Below are 19,925 nucleotides of genomic sequence, written 5' to 3' on the forward strand. Positions count from 1 at the left end.
TGTTTACAGTTGAAAATCAGCCTAGATTTAGAATTTAGGCTGATTTTTCTATATATTACTATGAACTATTTTTTAAGCGTTTTTATCATTTCTAAAATCTGCTTAGGATTAGTCTCTGGCAAATAAGAACTTGTTACAGCCAAAGATATTTGTGCTAGTTTTGCAGAATCCAAATAGCATATGTATACAGGCCTATTAGTCGGCTGGAACTTCTTTTTAAAGAAGTATAGCGATTTAAATCCGTAGGCTGGTTCCAAAATATCTGACATCATTTCAAGCGTATGAACAATAATATCATTTGATTCATGATGATTCGAAGATTGAGAATCCCCATGAATCGTAGGCTTTTGGCTTGCCTGAGTATCTTTGCCAGAATCCTCATTGCTTAATGTAGGATTCTCACAAATATCTGTTATTCCAGCAAGAGGAGCTGCAGAAAGGCTCATAAACTCCACAGCAGATTCTGGATTTTCAAGACCTTCGTCTCTTAACCGTTCTGCCATTCTCGCAATAAGCAGTTCCATAATTCCATTAGGGCTATCTGTGCGATGCCTCATAAAATCAAGAGTCCACCCGATTACGCGATTATTGTCATAAGTCGGCATCCAGCTTGTAACTCCAAGAACGCGATTGTTCTCGTCAATCGCATACAAAATCTTTACTCTAGGATCATGCAATTCTTCCAAACCGCCAAGAGTAAACTTCATTTCTGGAAGGGCTTTAAGTTCTGCCCATTCTTCCGAAATCTCAATAATTTGTTGCTGAACTTCCCAAGGAGCATCGTTGTATGTGCTAAGAACATCCGTTATTCCATCACGTTTTGCCTTGTTTATGGCAGTGCGAATATCCTGCCACTTTTTACCCCTAGTTTGCCACTCTTTAGGGTAGACCAGCATATCGCTTCCAACTTTTATAGAAGAAAAACCAAGAGATTCCAAGGATTTTCGTTCTTCATCATGAACAGCGTAGAATGCTGGCGACCAAGAATTTTGCTCGCAAATCTGAATGAACGCTTTCAAATCTTGTTTATATTCTGTTTTATCTCCGAAAGGACCAGTTAGTGTTAAAGCAACCCCATACTTAAGTCTATATGCTATTGCTGAACGTGCAGTGTTAGAGAACCAATAGTGGTTATCATGCCATGTTGTCATAAAACTCATGGTGTCTCCACCAAGTTGAACTAACTTGCTCGCTTTTTCGCGGTCTTCTTCATTAATTGTTATTTTGTTTCTAAACCACACCATGCAAACAGCAAAAAGAACAAGCCAGAATATAACTCCAACACCTTGAGTTATTGCTAAAGACAAAGGTGTTATAGGTGTAAGCATGGCATTGGATCTTAATCCAAAGCCCATAGGCATCCAACGTCCTGGAAGGTCACGTAGTAAATGATGCAAGTCTGCTACAGGCTTAAATTCATTTGGTGCAATCAACCCGAAGCAAACATATCCTATTCCAGTAGAAAATAGTGCAAAAACAATTGCGGCTAATCCAACTCTGCGCTCAAGCTTATCACTATGATTTGGAAAATGCTTTATGCTTATAAACAGTAGGATTGCGATTAATAAAGGAGGCAAAGCCGTAAGCATAAATGCTATAGAAGTAGCATTATTCTTGTGGAAAATTACAGTTTGCTTAGTTGCAATCAAAGGCAAAATAGCAAAATACATGGTTGCATATACGGCTGTAATTGCGTTGATTGTTATAGCAGCATAAGCTGCAAGTCTTCTTCCGCGTAAAAGTCCCCAAGATATAATCATTAAAGTGACAATAGGCAAAAGAATACGAATCCAAAGACCTCCTATTGTTGCGTGCTGTAATCCTGAATGAAGCAGGCAACTGCTTGAACTATAGTTTGATATACATCTTGCTAGCCACGGTTTCGTGCCCATTTGCGGAGACATGAATAAACCTAATGTAGTTAGTATTCCAGCATGAGATCTAGAAGATAGTGCAAGAACTGGTCCTAAAGCCATAACAAGTTGAGTTATGGCAAATAGACGTCTAATCTCGTAGTCTGTTCCTTCCCACCAGTTCGCGCTTTTCACAGTATTTGTATTAGCATTGCTATTTTTGTTCATCAGATTGCCAATAATGTGGCCACAAATTGCTGCAAAAATTGTGCAATAATCCCCAGGATTTCCACTATAAAGAAGCATCGCAGACGTGATTGCGTATCCTAAAACAAACATTCGTCTACGCCACAATATCGATTCGCATGTTGCTGCAGCCATAAAAGCTCCAACAAAAAGTGTAAAAGGAGAAAGTCTAATTGGTATTCTAGTAATCCAACGCATGTTTCTAATAATCATTGAAAGATTACCGATTAAAGTAAGACCGAGTATTGTTCCAATAAGAGTGCTTGTTACGGAAACAAAAAGCAAACGCATTTTACCGATACGTGTTTCGGCTAACCCTATTAAAACAAGTGAAAGTATTGCATTTACTATTAGAGATGGGAAACTATTTACAAAAAATAGCGAGTGGAATAGTTTAATCAGAAGCTGTGTAATATTTCTATGCCCAAACAAAAAAGTAGAGCTTATTTTCGGTTTATGATACGAGAAGAATTGTGCAAGAGTTGCATTGGTACCATAAGTATAGATGTGCATTACGGTACGGAAAACCCAGTGAATAAGGTTAATAACCAAGAAAACTAGAGTTATTTTCGCTGCTAGCACGCGCTGAGATAGCCACATGCGCACATCGTTGGTAAGAACGCTTAAATGATGTTTTGCTGTAGACTCGTGATTTTTTGATAAAAAGTTTGGCATGATTTATCGCCTCACCTTCTGATTGATAACCACTTGAATATTATTATAAGAGTTTAAATCTGGATAATTGCTTGTTATTCCAGAATCTTTACAAAGATGGTCGATTACAACTTTTAACCCATTTTGAACGGTATGCCAATCGTGTCCAGATCCTTTAGAAATCATGGTTATAACGCTTATTCCAGACTTATGAGCCGCTATAGCAATATTAGACTGATTTACTTGCGATTTAGGATCCCAAGCTCCAGCTATAGAGTAATAATTTTGTTTTAAAGGAGCATTTTTTCTCATTATGTTTGCTGGAATATGCTTTTCGTATTTTTTGCGATCTCCATCAAAATAACGTTTTATTGTTTCATTGCGATTCTTGTATGTTGGCTCTAGTTCTCCGCCTGCAGAATACATGTTTCCAAATAGTTTAGGATAAGCTGGCACAATCTGAGTTGCGCAAGTTCCTCCTTGAGAAAATCCTCCCATTAGCCAAAGTGCTGGATTGTTGCTGGCTGGTAGATTTTTATGAATCCAATTAACAACATCTTTTGTCAAATAAGTTTGCGCTTTTCCATAAACCTTTGTATCCGCGCAAAGAGAATTGTGTGTTGCAGTACCGTTTTGATCTGGTGACACAACAATCGGAGCTAAACCATTATGATCCTTAGCATAAGCGTCTAAGGTGTTTACGATTTCGCTCGCAGCAAATAGCCTATTAGGGCTTCCTGGTTGACCAGAAAGAAGAACCATTACAGGCAGTTTTGGAGCGTATTTTGTTAAAGCTGCTGGTGGTAAGTAGACGTTTGCGGTGCGGGCACGGAAGTTAGATGTTGTTGCGGGAATTTTAACGGATCTACTTATTCCTTTGGATGGTATTTTTGGGAGCTTGTTTTGTGCTGCAAGTGAATTCCAATCAGCGATTTCCATAACCCCATTATGTTTATTATGCTCTTCAAGCTTCGGATAATTACCTAATCCGAATACTGATCCAATAGTTGTGTATTCGCCATAAATCATATTTACGCGAATCATTGTGGCTAAAATAAACAAAATAATTGAAAATATTGCGAAAGCTCTTCTATATCCTTTAGATATTATCGCAGCGCTTAAAGCAAAGCCTACGGCTGCAAATCCTCCTGCAATAGAAAAAATCACAAGCCATCCTAGGCTTACTCCGAATACAAGAAAAACGTCTGAAATAAGCCAAGTTATAAATCCAAATATAAGTGCGAATAATGACGCAGAACCTAATTGTGTTAAAAGAGATGGAAAATACTTTATTTTTTTAGATTTTGTTATTAAAAGGACAGCTAAGCATAATCCAGATATTGTGAATATACTTACAGGTAGTATGCCGTGCATTAGATTAATTGTGGCAATAAACTTCATTCTTACTGTTCCTTAAAACCTCACTAGATTAGAGCTATCAAAAATACAGCCGTTGATAATATAATTCGTAATCCTTAAAATTTTCTATATTATGTCATCAATTATAATGATAAAAGATACAGGGTTTATTACAATACGTCAAAAGTATGAATATACACAATTGTTTACTACAAGTTATGTTTATTTATGACGATAGCGATAATTAAGATGTACTTGTAACATAGATGCGTAAATGAGTTATGTATTAGTCATGTAATTAGAAGGGTGTGAAATTGCCATTAAGCAATTTTCTTACTATTTTTAAACGTTTTAAGCTTGCAATTCCGCGATGGTTGTATGCGGTTCTGTTCGTTGTATTTGATGCAATAATGGTTATGATTGTGCAGCTTTCTGTTCAAAGGTCTGGACGAGTGGAAATGACTTCTTCGCTTTCGGCAAGCGCATGGAACATAATTTCAAAAATGTGGATTAGCTTAAATTTTGTATTTGTTTTGAATCTGCTTATAGTTGCTCTAATTTACGGAATTCTGTTGATGGTAATAAATCGTTTTTGGATTACTACACTTATTCTGATTACATTATCTGTAATAATTTCTGTAATCGAGTATATGAAGGTTAATGTTAGATACGAGACAATTCTTCCAGCGGACTTGAACTTTTTAAAGAGTAATACGGGGAATATCGCATCTTTTCTGCCAGATAATGCTATAGCCGTGATTGTCTGCTCCATAATTGCTGTACTTGTAGCTGTTATTGCTGCTATTTTTATGCATTTTGTAGATGTAAATCGCGGAAAAATCGTGTTTACTAAGGATTTTCGCCTTTCTATTGTAATTAGAGTTGTTACATGCTTAGTGTGTTTTTTGGGTCTTGGATGGTATGTTTCTGGGGTTGGAACGGTTGGTTCTAGTGCTAACGGTTTTGCTAAGTTTATGGGCGATGCTCCTGCGATGTGGGATTCTGTTTATGATTCGCAAAGAAACGGTGCTTTAGTTGCTTTCTTAAGACAAGTGAATCCAAAAGTTATGGATAAACCAGCGGATTACAATGAATCCACTATGAAAGCTCTTCTAAAAAAATATGATACTGAAGCTAAGAAAATCAATGTTTCTCGCAAAAGCAAAATTTCAGACAATACTGTGGTTTATGTACTTTCGGAATCTTTCTCAAACCCAATGAGGGTTCCAGGATTGCAACTGAATAAGAATCCAATGCCATTTATAAGCTCTTTGAAAGAGAAAACAGATAGTGGTTTAATGCTTTCTTCTGGTTATGGTGGGGGAACAGCGAATCTCGAATACATGTCTCTTACGGGATTGAGCATGGTGAACTTCAACTCATCTCTTACAAGCCCGTATCAGCAGCTTGTTCCAAATTCTTCTTGGACTCCTACAATAAACAGATATTGGGGTAGTGAAGAAAATTCTGTAGCTTTTCATCCATATGAGCCGAGCATGTATTCTAGATCAATAAACTACAAGAAGTTCGGTTTTAGTAAGTTTTATGCTCTTGAAGGTCCTAATATTATTTCTCATAGAAAAATGTTGGACAAATCTCCTTATGTTTCAGATTCTTCAGCTTACGATAGCGCAGTTGAGTCAATTTCTGCTAGTAAAAAACCGCAGTTTGTGCAAGTAGTCACAATGCAAAATCATATGCCTTATAGAAATTGGTATAAGAATAATGATTTTGTTGCAAAAGCAAAAGATGGTTCACCTAATTTAGGACAATCGGAAACATCCTCAATTGAAACATATGCTAAGGGTGTTAATTACACGGATCATGCTACGCAAAAGTTCTTAGAGAATCTTGATTCTATTGACAAGCCTGTTACCGTTGTGTTTTACGGCGATCATCTTCCTGGCGTATATAGTACGGCTAGTGCGGATCAAAATAATTCTCTCGATTTGCATTTAACTGACTACTTTATTTGGTCAAACAGAAAAGCTATTGAGACAAATAAGATTAAAAATATTCATAAAAATACTTATTCGTCTCCAAACTTCTTCATATCTCAAGTAGCATCTCATACTAATTCCAAGGTTTCGCCTTATATAGCTTTCCTTACTAAATTACACGATAAGGTTAGTGCTATGGAGCCTCCTGTAGTCAATAAGATTCAAGGTTGGGATAGGATTCCAGAAGGACAATCCATCTATCTGGATAATCATGGTAAGCCAATGATTGCTAATAATATGAATAAAGAAACTAAGCAATTATTGCATGATTACCGCTTGATTCAGTACGACATTACAGCTGGGAAACATTATCTTAAAAATACAAACTTTCTTGGTTTTTAAGATAATCAGATAGTCGGCTAATCCTCTACAAGTCTAGTGCTTTTGACGCAATGTCATGCCTAAAGAACATGTGAGGAAGATTAAGCTTATCTAATATGCTGTAGACGTTGTTTTGAGCGTCTTTTACGTCGTCTCCATGCACTTGCACAAGAGCTACTCTACCTGAAGAAGTAAGAAGTTTGCCGCTTTCTTCATCGCTTTTTACTCCTGCATAATACACGTGCTGACCTTGATTTTCGTCAACAGGAATTTGAGGAAGAGGAGTTCCAGTAACTAAAGTGCCAGGGTAGCCTTCGCTAGCAATGATTACGCCGAGCGTAACACCGCTATCTTTCCAAGTAAAAGTCGGATTTTTATGCTGCAAAATATTCCATATAGCTGCACCAAAATCTGAAGTAAGACGAGGAAGTACAACTTCTGTTTCTGGGTCTCCAAAACGAGCATTAAACTCAATAACTTTAGGACCTGTTGCTGTATCAATTAAGCCAGCATAAAGCACACCGGTAAAAGGCGTACCCTCTTTAGCTAGTCCTTCAACGGTTGGGCGCACAATTTCGTCGATAGCACGCTGAACTGTTTCGTCGCTAATTTGTGGAACAGGGCTATAAGCTCCCATGCCTCCAGTATTTGGTCCTTTGTCGTCGTCATAAGCACGCTTGTGGTCTTGAGAAATAGGCATAACCCAAAAATCAGTTCCGCTTACAAAACTCATAAGTGAAAACTCTTGACCTTGCAAAAATTCTTCAATAACAACTTTTGCTCCAGCTTGACCAAAACGATGATCGACGAAAATATCCTCCAAAGCCTCAACTGCTGTTTGCTCATCCATAGCAACAGTAACGCCTTTTCCTGCAGCTAAACCATCCGCTTTAATAACAATTGGAGCACCATGCTCAAGAACGTATGCGCGTGCTGGTTCCAAAGCATCAAATGTTTTGTAGGATGCAGTTGGAACGCTATGACGAGCCATAAGCTTTTTTGCGAAATCTTTAGAGCCTTCAATCTGAGCTGCTGCCTTGTTTGGTCCGAATGCTGGGATTCCTTGAGATTCAAAATCATCCACTATGCCATTCATAAGCGGAACTTCAGGGCCAATAAACGCAAAATCGTAGTTGTTGTCTTTAACGAACTTAATAAGAGCGTCATGATCTGATTGACTTATGTTTACAGTTTGAATGCCATCTGCTGCAATACCAGGATTTCCAGGAGCAACAGTTACTTCTTCAACGCTTTCTCCTTTAAGTAGCGCGTGTGCAATAGCGTGTTCGCGAGCGCCAGAACCAACTACTAAAACTTTCATTTTTAATCCTTTATTGCTTTAAGATTTTGCTGTCTACTGTTTTGCGTTTTTGCGTTTTTGCGGTTCACAACAACTCAACTGCAGCGTTTTCGCGCTTAGCTATTTTGCCAATAATGTAAGCGGCTTCGTTATGCTCGTTTAGTATACGCATTGCCTCGTTTGCTTGGCTTTCATCAACTGCCAAAACCATGCCAATGCCCATATTAAAAACGTTGAACATTTCAGAGTGAGCAACTTTTCCAGCTTTTTCAATAACGCCAAAAATAGGTGGAACGCTCCAGCTAGTAGTGTCAATTTTTGCAGCCAAATCATCTGCGTACATGCGTGGAACATTTTCAATAAATCCGCCGCCTGTAATATGAGCAACTCCCTTAATAAGATGCTCAGCAAAAAGTGGCTTCAAAGCTTTTACGTAGATTCGAGTAGGTTCAAGAAGAACTTCGCCAAGCGTTTTGCCATTAAGCTCATCCAACTTCGTATCGACGCTAAAACCTGCTTCTTCAAACAGGGCTTTACGAACAAGAGAGAATCCGTTTGAATGAACTCCCGAAGAAGGCAATCCTATAAGCACATCACCGGCAGTAATAGTGGAGCCGTCAACAATATTCGAACGTTCTGCAACGCCTACTGCAAAACCTGCAAGATCGTACTCGTCTTCGTCGTACATTCCAGGCATTTCAGCAGTTTCGCCGCCAATTAAACCTGCTTCTGATTGCACGCAACCGTCTGCAACGCCTGAAACTACTTGCTCCAGTATTTCAGGATTGTTTTTTCCACACGCAATGTAATCGAGGAAGAAAAGCGGCTCCGCACCTTGAGCTGCAATGTCGTTTACGCACATTGCAACGCAATCAATGCCAATAGTGTTATGCTTATTCATCATTTTTGCAATCACAAGCTTGGTTCCTACACCATCTGTGCCAGAAATTAGCACTGGCTCCTTGTAACCAAGAGATGCCAAATCGAATAAGCCGCCGAATCCGCCGATGCCACCTACAACGCCTGGGCGCTTCGTGCGATTCACATGCGATTTAATACGACGCACTACTTCGTAGCCTGCTTCTACGCTAACGCCAGCTTCTTCATATGCGTGTGGCATTGGAAAATCCTTTCTGCTTGTTTAATATCAGTTAAGTTTTACTTAAAAATTGTATTTACTATTCTTTTTAATATTTTCTAAAACTTCTTTATCTTCTTTAGAAAGAGATGCGAGGAACTCATCCCTATAATCGTCTAAAGCAGTAGGGTAGTCGCCGTTAAAATACGCTACGCATAACCCGCCATAAGGCGCTGGCTTATTTAAACCGATTGATTCAACTAATCCATCTAAAGATAAGAAGGCTAAAGAATCTGCTTCAATATATTGTCGAATCTGCTCAACAGAATGCTTTGCAGCAATAAGCTCTTTAGTGGTTTGAATATCAATACCATAGAAGCAAGGGTATTTAAGTGGAGGTGAAGAAATTCTCATATGAACTTCTTTAGCACCAGCTTCTCTAAGAAGACGAACAATTCTTTTAGATGTTGTTCCGCGCACTATAGAATCGTCAATAACAATTACACGCTTATTCTTAACAACGCCTCTAACAGCGGAGAGCTTCATGCGAACTCCCTGCTCACGAAGCTCCTGAGTTGGTTGAATAAAAGTTCTAGCAACATACTGGTTTTTAATCAATCCCATTTCATTAGGAATACCACTAGCCTCTGCATAACCTGCTGCTGCAGAAAGAGAAGAATTAGGCACGCCAATCACCATATCTGCATCTACAGGAGATTCCTTAGCTAATCGCGCTCCCATGCGTTTGCGCGCAGAATGAACATTAATTCCATAAATATCGGAATCAGGGCGTGCAAAATAAATAAACTCCATGGAACACACAGCATGCTGAACGTTCTCAGCATAACGGTCAATCGTGTAACCATTATCATTAATAACAATTATTTCGCCAGGCTCAATATCTCTAATAAACTCTGCTCTAACAATATCTAATGCGCAAGTTTCTGATGCGAGTACATAAGCTCCATTACTCATTCTTCCTAAAGAAAGAGGTCTAAAACCATTCGGGTCTGTTACGCCAATAAGCTCCTTTTCAGTTAGAAGCAAATAGGCAAAACCACCATGAACGATTTGCAAAGCATCTTTAAGCTTATCCATAAAAGAAGTTTTATTTGATCTTCTAATAAGATGCATTAACACTTCAGTATCCGAATTTGAGTGGAAGATTGCTCCCTCATCTTCAAGCTTATTTCTAAGAGTTGTGCAATTAGTAAGATTGCCATTATGCCCTAAAGCAACATCTCCATCATGGAAGCAAAAAAGAAAAGGCTGAATGTTTTCAACACTTCCCGAACCAGCAGTAGCATAGCGAACATGCCCAATTGCGCTGTTTCCAGTAAGTTTCTTCATAATGTCTTCGTTTGCAAAAACTTGAGTTAAAAGACCTAAGTTTCTGTAACCTTTAAGATGACCATTATCGTTTGATACGATTCCAGCGCCTTCTTGACCTCGGTGTTGCAGTGCATGCAATCCGAAATATGTTAATCTAGCAGCATCTGAATGACCCCAAACGCCAAAAACGCCACACTCTTCATGAATGCCTTCAAGCTCTGCAGACATCAAACACCCCCTGTTATTTTAGATTCTTAATCAAGATTTTCCTATAAACTTGCTACAAAAATCACATTATGCAGTGAAGTATTCGACTCCAGCGCTAAAAATGTTTTGTGTTCTAAAATCTGGAATATTCACGTACAAACCGCTACCGCTGCGTTCGCAATGTCCCATTTTTCCAAACACTCTGCCATCTGGGCTAGTGATTCCTTCTACGGCCATAAGTGAACCGTTCGGATTCACTTTAAGATTCATGCTTGGAACTCCATTGCTATCAACATATTGTGTTGCGATTTGACCGTTTTGTATAAGCGCATCCATAACTTCTGGCTGGGCTACGAATCGACCCTCGCCATGCGATATTGCTACGCTATGAACATCGCCAATTTTGCAGTTTGAAAGCCATGGAGAAAGATTAGAAGAAACACGAGTTCTAACAATCTTGCTTTGATGCCTTCCAATAGTGTTAAAAGTTAAAGTTGGGCATTCTGAATCAATTGGAACAATATCTCCAAATGGAACAAGCCCTAGTTTAATAAGAGCTTGGAAACCATTGCAAATACCGAGCATTAATCCATCGCGATTATTGAGCAAATCGCGAACAGCGTCACTAACAGCAGGATTTCTAAAGAAAGCTGCTATAAACTTGGCTGAACCGTCTGGTTCATCGCCTCCAGAGAATCCGCCTGGAATCATAACAATTTGGCTTTTATTAATCTCATCAACAAGATCTTTTGCAGATTGCGCAATATTATCAGCGCTTAAGTTGTTGATTATAAGCGTTTTGCATTTCGCTCCAGCTTTTTCAAAAGCAGCTTGAGTGTCGTATTCGCAATTGTTACCAGGGAAAACTGGAATGATTACGCGAGGATGGCTAAGTGGAGTTTTTCTATGAGAACGCATGTGGTTATGAGAAGACTTCAGTTCACTAGAGTTTATAGCAGGAACTGAGTCTCCCTTAGCTCGATACGGGAATATATCTTCTAAAGTATTTTCCCAATCTTCTTGCAAACTAGCTAAATTAAGTTTCTCATTTTCTACGCAAAACTCGAACTCATTACAAGTTTCGCCTACTACATCTACGCTTACAAGATCTGAATTTGCATACGTAATTTCAGAATCATCTTTAAGTTCCACATAGAACGACCCATATGCTGGCTTAAACAAATCATTCTTGCTAATCGTATTATTAAGCTTTAATCCAATATGATTTCCTAAAGTCATCTTAAATAAGATTTCCGCACTAGCACCAAATCCAGGAGTGCTAACTGAAAGAGCATGCTTATTTGAGGTAAGATTTTCCACAATCCTAATCGCCTCTAAGAAGCTTTGAGATTTAGGCGTGATTCCATCTTCCTTATATTTAGGCAATATTCTTAAAATTCTACTATTGGCTTTTTTGAATTCTGGCGAAACAACATTTCTCGCGTCTCCTGTAGAAACAGCAAAAGAAATAAGTGTTGGTGGAACATCAAGATTCTCAAAGCTTCCGCTCATAGAATCCTTGCCGCCGATAGCTCCTACACCAAAGTCAATTTGTGCGCTTAAAGCTCCAAGAATAGCTGCCATTGGGTTTCCCCAACGTTCTGGAACATTATGAGGCTTTCCAAAATATTCTTGCAAACTTAAATAAGCATTTTCGATAGTAAAACCGCTGGCTGTGAGCTTTGCCAAAGATTCAACAACAGCTAAGTAAGCTCCAGTAAATTGATTCTTTTCCATAATATATGGGTTGAAGCCCCATGACATTGCAGAAGCGGTGTTCGTTTCTCCAAAAACTGGCAATTTTGCAACCATTGCTTGTGCAGGAGTAAGCTGACGTCTGCCTCCAAAAGGCATAAGAACTGTTGCAGCTCCAATAGTGGAGTCGAACATTTCACTAAGACCTTTATTTGAGCAAATGTTTATGTTGGAAACAAGATTTTTCATGCGCTCGCCAAAAGATTTATTAGCGTATTCGCCACTTATATCTTGCCACTTTGAAGTATAGTTTTCGCCACTTTCAACGTGAATATTCTGTTCTTTTGGAGCTCCATTAGAAGCTAGGAATTCACGGCTTAGATCCACAATTGTTTTTCCTCGCCAAGTCATTTTCATTCGGGCTTCTTCTGTGACTATAGCTACAATTTGTGCTTCCAAATTTTCCTGACGCGCGTAGGACAAAAATTCGTCGGCATCGCTTGCAGCAACATCGACTGCCATTCGCTCTTGAGATTCAGAAATCGCGAGCTCCGTGCCATCAAGACCCTCATACTTTTTAGACACTTTATCTAAATCAATAATCAAGCCATCTGCAATTTCACCCGTTGCAACGCTTACGCCCCCAGCACCAAAATCGTTGCAACGCTTAATAAGTCTGCATGCATCTTTGCGGCGGAAAAGTCGTTGCAGTTTGCGTTCAATAGGAGCGTTTCCTTTTTGAACTTCTGCTCCGCATTCCTCGATGCTATCAGTGTCTTGAGCTTTAGAAGCGCCAGTTGCTCCGCCTATTCCGTCTCTTCCAGTTCGTCCACCTAGAAGAATAATCACGTCTCCTGGCTCAGGTGTTTCTCTTCGAACATGGTCTGCTGGGGTAGCGGCTACAACAGCACCCACTTCCATTCGTTTTGCAACATATCCTGGGTGGTAAATCTCGTGTACTTCGCCTGTTGCAAGTCCAATTTGATTTCCGTAAGAAGAGTAGCCCGCAGCTGCCGACGTTACGATTTTTCTTTGAGGCAATTTTCCTTCAAGAGTTTGGTCTATTGGCGTTCTAGGATCTGCAGCGCCAGTTACTCGCATTGCCTGATATACGTAAGATCTTCCCGAAAGAGGGTCGCGAATGCATCCGCCAATGCATGTTGCAGCGCCACCAAAAGGCTCGATTTCTGTAGGATGATTATGCGTTTCGTTTTTAAACAAAAACAGCCAATCTTCATCGTGTCCGTTTACGTCAACTTTGATTTTTACTGTGCAAGCGTTGATTTCTTCGGATTCGTCTAGATTTTTAAGAATTCCATTATGCTTCAAATACTTTGCACCAATAGTTGCCATATCCATAAGGCAAATCGGCTTATTTGTACGCTTAAGCTCTTCTCGCATTTCAAGATAACGATTGAATGCGGTTTGTACTTGCTCATCGTCTATTTTTATGTTTGTAAGATGCGTACCAAAAGTTGTATGGCGGCAATGATCAGACCAATATGTGTCTATTACTTTGATTTCTGTAATAGTTGGATTGCGATTTTCGTTTTTAAAATAGTTCTGGCAGAATTTTGCGTCTTCCAAGTCCATTGCGAGCGCGCGATCTTCTATGAACTTTTTTAAACCTTGTTCGTCTAAATCGGTGAATCCGTTGATAACTTCTACATTCGCTGGAATAACTGTTTCTGTTTGCAAAGTATCGACTTTATCTAAAGATGCTTCGCGCGCTTCAACTGGATTAATTACGTAGTGTTTAATTGCGTCTAAATCTTTTTTAGACAAATCACCTTTAAAAGCCAAGATTTGTGCGGTTCTTACTCTTGGTCGCTCTCCTTGGCTTATAAGCTGTATGCATTCACTTGCAGATTCTGCTCGCTGATCGAATTGTCCTGGAAGAAATTCCATAGCAAAAACATGTTCGCTTGTGCTTATGGGCAGGTAATCATAGGTGTTATCGACTGGTGGTTCGCTAAAAACTGTTTTGATAGCAGTGTTGAATAGATCTTCCGATATTCCTTCAACATCATACCTGTTTATTATGCGCGTTGATTTTAAAGAATCTATTCCTAGAATTTCTTTAAGCTCGTGATTAAGATGCTGTGCTTTAACATCAAAACCAGATTGCTTTTCAACATAAACGCGAAATACCACGGTAAACCTGCCTTGTAATTGTACGTTTTGGCTATTTTGGTTGTTTTGTTTTTCAGTTTTGTTTTCAGTTTTGTTTTAAGTTTTGTTTTAAGTTTTGTTTTAAGTTTTGTTTTAAGTTTTGTTTTAAGTTTTGTTTTAAGTTTTGTTTTAAGTTTTGTTTTAAGTTTTGTTTTAAGTTTTGTTTAGTTTTGCTTTAAGAACGCGCGTGGCTCGCACCTCGAAAGATGCGAGCCACATTAAAAATCATTCTTCAACATAATTATTTGGATTTATTTCGTCGAAGTTTACGCCTTCGCTTTGAGCAAGAGATTTAAGCCTTGAGAATATCTCCTCATAGGCTGGGATTATATCTCCTAAATCTCGTCTGAATAAATCTTTATCTAAGTGACTTACTTCAGAATTATTTGTATTGCGCTTATCCCAAAGTCTGCAAGTATCTGGCGTTATTTCGTCAGCGAGCAGAATGTTTCCCTTAGAGTCAACGCCTTCTTCAATCTTGAAGTCAACAAGTTGTACGTCAATCTTAGAGAAAACATCAAGCAATGCATTATTAACAGCATGAGCCTGGCGCGTAATTTCTGCCAGCTCTTCATCTGTTGCTAAGCCAAGAGCTACAACGCCTTCAGGATTAATAAATGGATCGCCAAGTTCGTCGGATTTCACGCAGAATTCCAATAATGGTTTCTTTAAAGGAGTGCCTTCTTTTACTGCATAACGTTTTGCAAAAGATCCAGCAGCAGTGTTTCGCATTATTATTTCTAATGGGAACATTTTCATGCGTTTTACAAGCTGCTCAGTGCTAGAAACGCGCCCTAGGAAGTGGCTTTTTACGCCACGCGCTTCAAGGAGATGGAATAGTAAAGAAGTTATTTGATTGTTTAAGCTGCCTTTGTCAGCAATTTGAGCTTTTTTAAGACCGTTGCCAGCTGTTGCCTGATTCATGTACTCCACCCACAACACATTATTGTTATCAGTGGCATACAATTTCTTTGCTTTGCCTTCATACAACTTGTCAAGTTTTTCCATTGACGTGCCTCTCTTGTTGCATCTATGGCTGTAGGCGAAAACCAACATTATTTGAAGGTTTATCCAACCTTGTCAGCACGTTCAGACTAACAATTGTTACCTACAATTTTTTTGTATTATTTTTTAATTTTTTAATGTTTTAAACCAGTAAAAACCTTGATTTTCCAATGCTTTAAGACGGTAGTTCTACAGTGCGTAAGTCGCTAACAATGCGTGTCGCACAAGATTTTGCATCACTTACGTTGTCTGCTACTGTCAAAATAACACCCATGCGTCTTGAGTCATGAACTTCTGGCTTTCCAAAGATGCGTATATCACATCTTGCACAGTCTTCAGTGTTTAACGCTTTTGCTATATTCGTAAATCCAATTTTTCCGTTACCTTCTACAACAAGAGCATGGCTTAAAGCGACTTCATTATTCTTTAAGCAAAGAGCAGTGTGCTTTTGAGTAATAGGAACACCCAAAATCGCTAAAACATGCAGAGCAAACTCGCTGTAATACTGTGAAATCATTGTAACCATGCCAGTATCGTGCGGACGAGGGGATAGTTCGTTGAAAAGTAAATCACCGTTTTTAAGAACAAAGAGTTCAACTCCATAAACGCCCCACCCAGTTTCTCCGTTTTCTCTTGCTATTTGAGATAGACCTTCAACGGCTCGTTTAGCAATATTTTGAGCGTTGATTCGAACGTTTTCTGGTATATTTGCTGGTTGCCATGATTGTCTGTAATCGCCATTTTTTTGGAATTGTGCAATGGGTTCGCATGTTGTTATTCCAGCGCTGGAGCTTACAGTCAGTACTGTTAGTTCGTAGTCTAATGGTGCTAAAGCTTCAACAATTACGCGAGATATATCAGCGTTTTGCGTGTTCTGATTCTTATGCTTAGATCTTCTTCCATTTTGTGCTTCTATCCAAGCATTTTGTAGGTTTTCAGGATTTTTTACTATTGATTGACCATGACCAGATGAGCTCATAATTGGTTTCACGACGCATGGATATCCTACGATTTTTGCTCCTTTTTCTAATTCTTCATAGTTAGAAGCAAATCGATATGGTGTTGTTGGCAATCCTAGTTTTTCGTGTGAAATTTTTCGCAAAGCTTCACGGTCCATAGCAATCGCAGTAATATCAGAGCTTGGAACAACCTGAATTTTCTTACTCTTTACAACGTTTTTTAGTATTTGAGTTGATATTGCTTCAATTTCAGGAATTATTATGTCTGGGTTTATATCGTTTATTAAGTCTTGTAACTCTTGAGAGTCGCTCATATCTAAAACGCGATTTTCTTGAGCTACTTGCATTGCAGGAGCGTTCGCATAGCTATCTGCTGCGCATACTCTTATGCCAAGCCTTATAAGCTCTATAGCAATCTCTTTACCAAGTTCTCCAGAGCCAAGAAGAAGAACTTTTGTTGTATGTAATTTTGAATCAAAAATACCAAAAATTCGCTCGTTCGTAACGCTTTCATTTAATTCATTATTTGAATCTGATTTTTGCGAAAAACTCATAGCTATATTCTTACATTACGCAATGTCGAATTGTCGTGCGACGCGCCGAATGAAGATGGACTAGCATAAATTTAAAAAATCGTGTATAGTATTCCTCTGTTGTGCGATTCCCGAAGGGTTTCGCGCCGTAATGGTGGCTATAGCTCAGTTGGTAGAGCATCTGATTGTGGTTCAGAAGGTCGCGCGTTCAAGCCGCGTTAGCCACCCCACTTTTTCGGCTGGTTTTCAGCCGATTTTTTTTTTATGCTAGATTAATTTTTTTTTACTTTGAATATCATTCTTTTTGCAATTAGATTTTTTTAATTTATCAGTACACGTTTATGCCCGTATATTAGTACACGTTGGGGTAGAATAATGTGGGTTGCATAATTTGTTATGTTTCATAAATTTATGTTTAAGGAGCTTATATATGGCAGGCAGGGGCGGTAAGTCATCAAAGTCGTCATCAAAAGTATCTTATGATGAACCTTTTTGGGAATCCGCGCTGCTTTTTGTTCCGCGACTTGTTGGTAAAGTTGTACGTTCGCTTTTTGGTGTGGGAGAATACGACGAAGCATACCGCAGAGATGGATTGTGCTTTGTAATGATTATTCTTGCTATTCTTTTCTGTGCATCGGAATGGTTTAGAGTTAGTGGTTTTATAGGCGTTGCTTTTCACTTCGCAGCATCTGCAGTTTTTGGAGTTATGAGCGTTGTTTTACCAGTTTGGTTATTTGCTGTAGCAATTAGGCTAATGAGAAATAGTGGATCAAAATCAGGTAACCCACGTGTTATAGGTGGTTTTGTTCTTATTTTGTGGTCTATATGTTCTATTTTAGATATTTTATTTGCTAGTAAAAATCAACATTTTCACATAGAAGATTTGCAAAAATCTGGTGGGTTATTAGGTTTTTCTCTTGGCTCTCCTTTAGCTTGGGGATTATCTAGGACTTTTGCTCTAGTGATTTATGTTATTATCGCAATTTTTTCGCTTTTGATGATTCTAAAATTGCATGTTACAGATATAACGCAGTTTATATTTTCTGCTTTTTCTAAAGACAGTAGAGATAGTAAAGACGATAATTCTGAGGAAGATTCATACGATAATGATTCTAAGGATGATGATAAAACACTTGAATTTGCTGATGGAGTGCCAACTCATGATGATTCTAACAAATCTGAAAAGTCTCGCAGGTCTTTGCATAATTCGTTAATTTCTAAATTATGGAATTCACTATTTGGAACTAAGAAAAAAGATAGTGATAATGAGCTTTTAGATGAGTATGCTGGAGATGACGCTTTTCTCTGTGCATCTTCAAAAGATGGCGGTAGCAATTACGAATCAAATAATGCTGATCGCACGAATAGTCATGATGGTGACTTTAGTAATCAATCGCAAGATTATGAAAATACGATTGATAAATCACAGAATCGTGAGTCTCCTAGGTTTGTATCTTCAAGTGGCTCTTCTGCGAATTCTAATGCTTGGAAAACGTCTCCAGAATTATATATTGATGAATTCCCTAAGGCCCCTATAAGTTCCAGTGAGCAATATTCTTCTGATCCTTGGGGGAAGATGCCTGCTCAGCAATTAGATAAATATAGGTCATCGCAAGAAAATAATAGTGATAGCGGTGCTGGCAAAGATACATACAATTCAAATCATAGTGATTCTAATGTTCTTGAAGATGAGCCTTATATGCTACCAGATTTGAACATACTTGTTCACGGAAAGCCTCATGCAACAAGAACACCAGCGAATGATCGTGTGATTCGAGCTTTAACTTCTACCTTTGAACAATTTGAGGTAGATGCTAAGGTTATTGGCTTCTTAAGAGGTCCTTCTGTAACTCAATATGAAGTTGAGTTAGGATCAGGAGTAAAAGTAGAGAAGGTAACGAATCTTCAAAAGAATATTGCGTATGCTGTAGCAAGTACTGATGTGCGTATTCTCTCTCCAATTCCAGGCAAGTCTGCAATTGGTATTGAGATTCCGAATGTAGATAGAGAGATTGTAAATCTGGGAGATGTTCTTAGGTCTGATAAAGCGCGCCAAGATCCAAACCCTATGCTTACAGGTGTTGGTAAGGATGTTGAAGGTCATTTCGTAACGGCAGCTCTCGATAAAATGCCGCATTTGCTTGTTGCAGGTGCTACAGGATCTGGTAAATCTAGTTTTATTAACTCAATGCTCACTTCTATTATCATGCGAGCAACACCTGAACAGGTTCGTATGATTTTGGTAGATCCTAAGAGAGTAGAGCTTTCTGCATACGCTGGCATTCCGCATTTGCTCACGCCGATTATTACTGATCCTAAGAAGGCTGCGCAGGCTCTCGAGTGGGTTGTTAAAGAGATGGATGCTCGCTACGACGACTTGCAATTCTTCGGTTTCCGCCATGTTAAAGATTTCAATAAGGCTGTGCGTGAAGGAAAAGTTCATGCGCCAGCAGGATCTAATCGAAAAGTTGCTCCATATCCGTATTTGCTTGTGGTTGTAGACGAGATGGCTGATTTGATGATGGTTGCTAAGAACGATGTTGAAAGTTCTATTCAGCGCATTACTCAGCTTGCTCGAGCTGCAGGCGTGCATTTGGTTTTGGCTACTCAGCGTCCGTCTGTTGACGTTGTAACAGGCTTGATTAAAGCAAATATTCCTTCTCGATTGGCTTTTGCTACTTCATCTGCAACTGATTCAAGAGTTATTCTCGATACTGTTGGTGCAGAAACTTTGATTGGTCAAGGTGACGCTTTGTTCCTTCCAATGGGTGCTGCTAAGCCTCAGCGTGTGCAGGGCTCGTGGGTGAGTGAATCTGAAATTCGTAAGGCTGTGGAGTATGTTCGCACTCAGCGCAAGCCAAAGTATCGTGAAGATATTGAACAAATGGCTCAAAAAGCAGACGAGAAGGCGCAGATTCAGGCTAAGACGACAGATATTGGCGATGATATGGATGAGTTGCTTCAGGCTGCAGAGCTTGTAGTAGGCGCTCAGTTTGGATCCACTTCGATGCTTCAAAGAAAATTGCGTGTTGGCTTTTCTAAAGCTGGTAGGTTAATGGATTTGCTTGAGTCGCGTGGCGTTGTTGGTCCATCCGAAGGATCTAAGGCACGTGAGGTTCTTGTGCAACCTCAAGATTTGCCTAAAGTTTTAGCATTTATTCGCGGTGAAAGTGATTCTTTGTAAAAGTTGAATTAAGTTTTGCGTTTGCTA

Annotated in this window: 10 protein-coding genes and 1 tRNA gene; 3 read left to right on the forward strand and 8 right to left on the reverse strand. The window is 39.1% G+C overall.

Annotated elements, in window-relative coordinates; genetic code table 11:
- Positions 1-65: 65 nt before the first annotated feature.
- Together ACJV45_RS02745 and ACJV45_RS02750 are read right to left on the reverse strand one after the other, a co-directional pair.
- Complete coding sequence (locus ACJV45_RS02745) at positions 66-2,774, reverse strand: bifunctional lysylphosphatidylglycerol flippase/synthetase MprF (RefSeq protein WP_419397597.1); 2,709 nt, start codon at positions 2,772-2,774, stop codon at positions 66-68.
- A gap of 3 nt (positions 2,775-2,777) precedes the next feature.
- On the reverse strand, positions 2,778-4,154 hold the full coding sequence (locus tag ACJV45_RS02750; protein WP_116692047.1) for an alpha/beta hydrolase-fold protein: 1,377 nt from the start codon (positions 4,152-4,154) through the stop codon (positions 2,778-2,780).
- A 266-nt stretch (positions 4,155-4,420) separates the two neighbouring features.
- Here ACJV45_RS02750 and ACJV45_RS02755 point away from each other — a divergent pair, with 266 nt between their 5' ends.
- Positions 4,421-6,454 (forward strand): LTA synthase family protein, encoded by a 2,034-nt coding sequence (locus tag ACJV45_RS02755; protein ID WP_116692048.1) that lies wholly within the window; start codon positions 4,421-4,423, stop codon positions 6,452-6,454.
- A gap of 25 nt (positions 6,455-6,479) precedes the next feature.
- Here ACJV45_RS02755 and purD read toward each other — a convergent pair whose 3' ends face one another.
- From purD to purT, 6 genes are all read right to left on the reverse strand, one after another.
- Positions 6,480-7,754, reverse strand: coding sequence for a phosphoribosylamine--glycine ligase (gene purD / locus ACJV45_RS02760; protein ID WP_419397598.1), 1,275 nt, complete (start codon positions 7,752-7,754; stop codon positions 6,480-6,482).
- 64 nt (positions 7,755-7,818) lie between these two features.
- Positions 7,819-8,853, reverse strand: coding sequence for a phosphoribosylformylglycinamidine cyclo-ligase (gene purM, locus ACJV45_RS02765; RefSeq protein WP_419397599.1), 1,035 nt, complete (start codon positions 8,851-8,853; stop codon positions 7,819-7,821).
- Between the two features lie 42 nt (positions 8,854-8,895).
- Complete coding sequence (gene purF, locus ACJV45_RS02770; protein WP_004126002.1) at positions 8,896-10,371, reverse strand: amidophosphoribosyltransferase; 1,476 nt, start codon at positions 10,369-10,371, stop codon at positions 8,896-8,898.
- A 66-nt stretch (positions 10,372-10,437) separates the two neighbouring features.
- The gene (locus ACJV45_RS02775) at positions 10,438-14,199 is read right to left on the reverse strand and encodes a phosphoribosylformylglycinamidine synthase (RefSeq protein WP_419397600.1); all 3,762 of its coding nucleotides are present in this window, start codon (positions 14,197-14,199) and stop codon (positions 10,438-10,440) included.
- A 243-nt stretch (positions 14,200-14,442) separates the two neighbouring features.
- Positions 14,443-15,225, reverse strand: coding sequence for a phosphoribosylaminoimidazolesuccinocarboxamide synthase (purC, locus tag ACJV45_RS02780; RefSeq protein WP_419397601.1), 783 nt, complete (start codon positions 15,223-15,225; stop codon positions 14,443-14,445).
- A 172-nt stretch (positions 15,226-15,397) separates the two neighbouring features.
- Positions 15,398-16,735, reverse strand: a complete 1,338-nt coding sequence (gene purT / locus ACJV45_RS02785; protein WP_419397602.1) for a formate-dependent phosphoribosylglycinamide formyltransferase — start codon at positions 16,733-16,735, stop codon at positions 15,398-15,400.
- A gap of 133 nt (positions 16,736-16,868) precedes the next feature.
- Here purT and ACJV45_RS02790 point away from each other — a divergent pair.
- Together ACJV45_RS02790 and ACJV45_RS02795 are read left to right on the forward strand one after the other, a co-directional pair.
- Positions 16,869-16,944 (forward strand) — tRNA-His (locus tag ACJV45_RS02790).
- 200 nt (positions 16,945-17,144) lie between these two features.
- Positions 17,145-19,898, forward strand: coding sequence for a DNA translocase FtsK (locus ACJV45_RS02795; RefSeq protein ID WP_419397603.1), 2,754 nt, complete (start codon positions 17,145-17,147; stop codon positions 19,896-19,898).
- Positions 19,899-19,925: the final 27 nt, after the last annotated feature.

The sequence above is a fragment of the Gardnerella lacydonensis genome (genome assembly GCF_048545055.1).
GTDB classification, from domain to species: domain Bacteria; phylum Actinomycetota; class Actinomycetes; order Actinomycetales; family Bifidobacteriaceae; genus Bifidobacterium; species Bifidobacterium vaginale_C.

Coding starts and splice junctions, on each gene's coding strand:
- ACJV45_RS02745 (WP_419397597.1), bottom strand. CDS start 2,774: ATGCCAAACTTTTTATCAAAAAATCACGAGTCTACAGCAAAACATCAT.
- ACJV45_RS02750 (WP_116692047.1), bottom strand. CDS start 4,154: ATGAAGTTTATTGCCACAATTAATCTAATGCACGGCATACTACCTGTA.
- purD (WP_419397598.1), bottom strand. CDS start 7,754: ATGAAAGTTTTAGTAGTTGGTTCTGGCGCTCGCGAACACGCTATTGCA.
- purM (WP_419397599.1), bottom strand. CDS start 8,853: ATGCCACACGCATATGAAGAAGCTGGCGTTAGCGTAGAAGCAGGCTAC.
- purF (WP_004126002.1), bottom strand. CDS start 10,371: ATGTCTGCAGAGCTTGAAGGCATTCATGAAGAGTGTGGCGTTTTTGGC.
- purC (WP_419397601.1), bottom strand. CDS start 15,225: ATGGAAAAACTTGACAAGTTGTATGAAGGCAAAGCAAAGAAATTGTAT.
- purT (WP_419397602.1), bottom strand. CDS start 16,735: ATGAGTTTTTCGCAAAAATCAGATTCAAATAATGAATTAAATGAAAGC.
- ACJV45_RS02795 (WP_419397603.1), top strand. CDS start 17,145: ATGGCAGGCAGGGGCGGTAAGTCATCAAAGTCGTCATCAAAAGTATCT.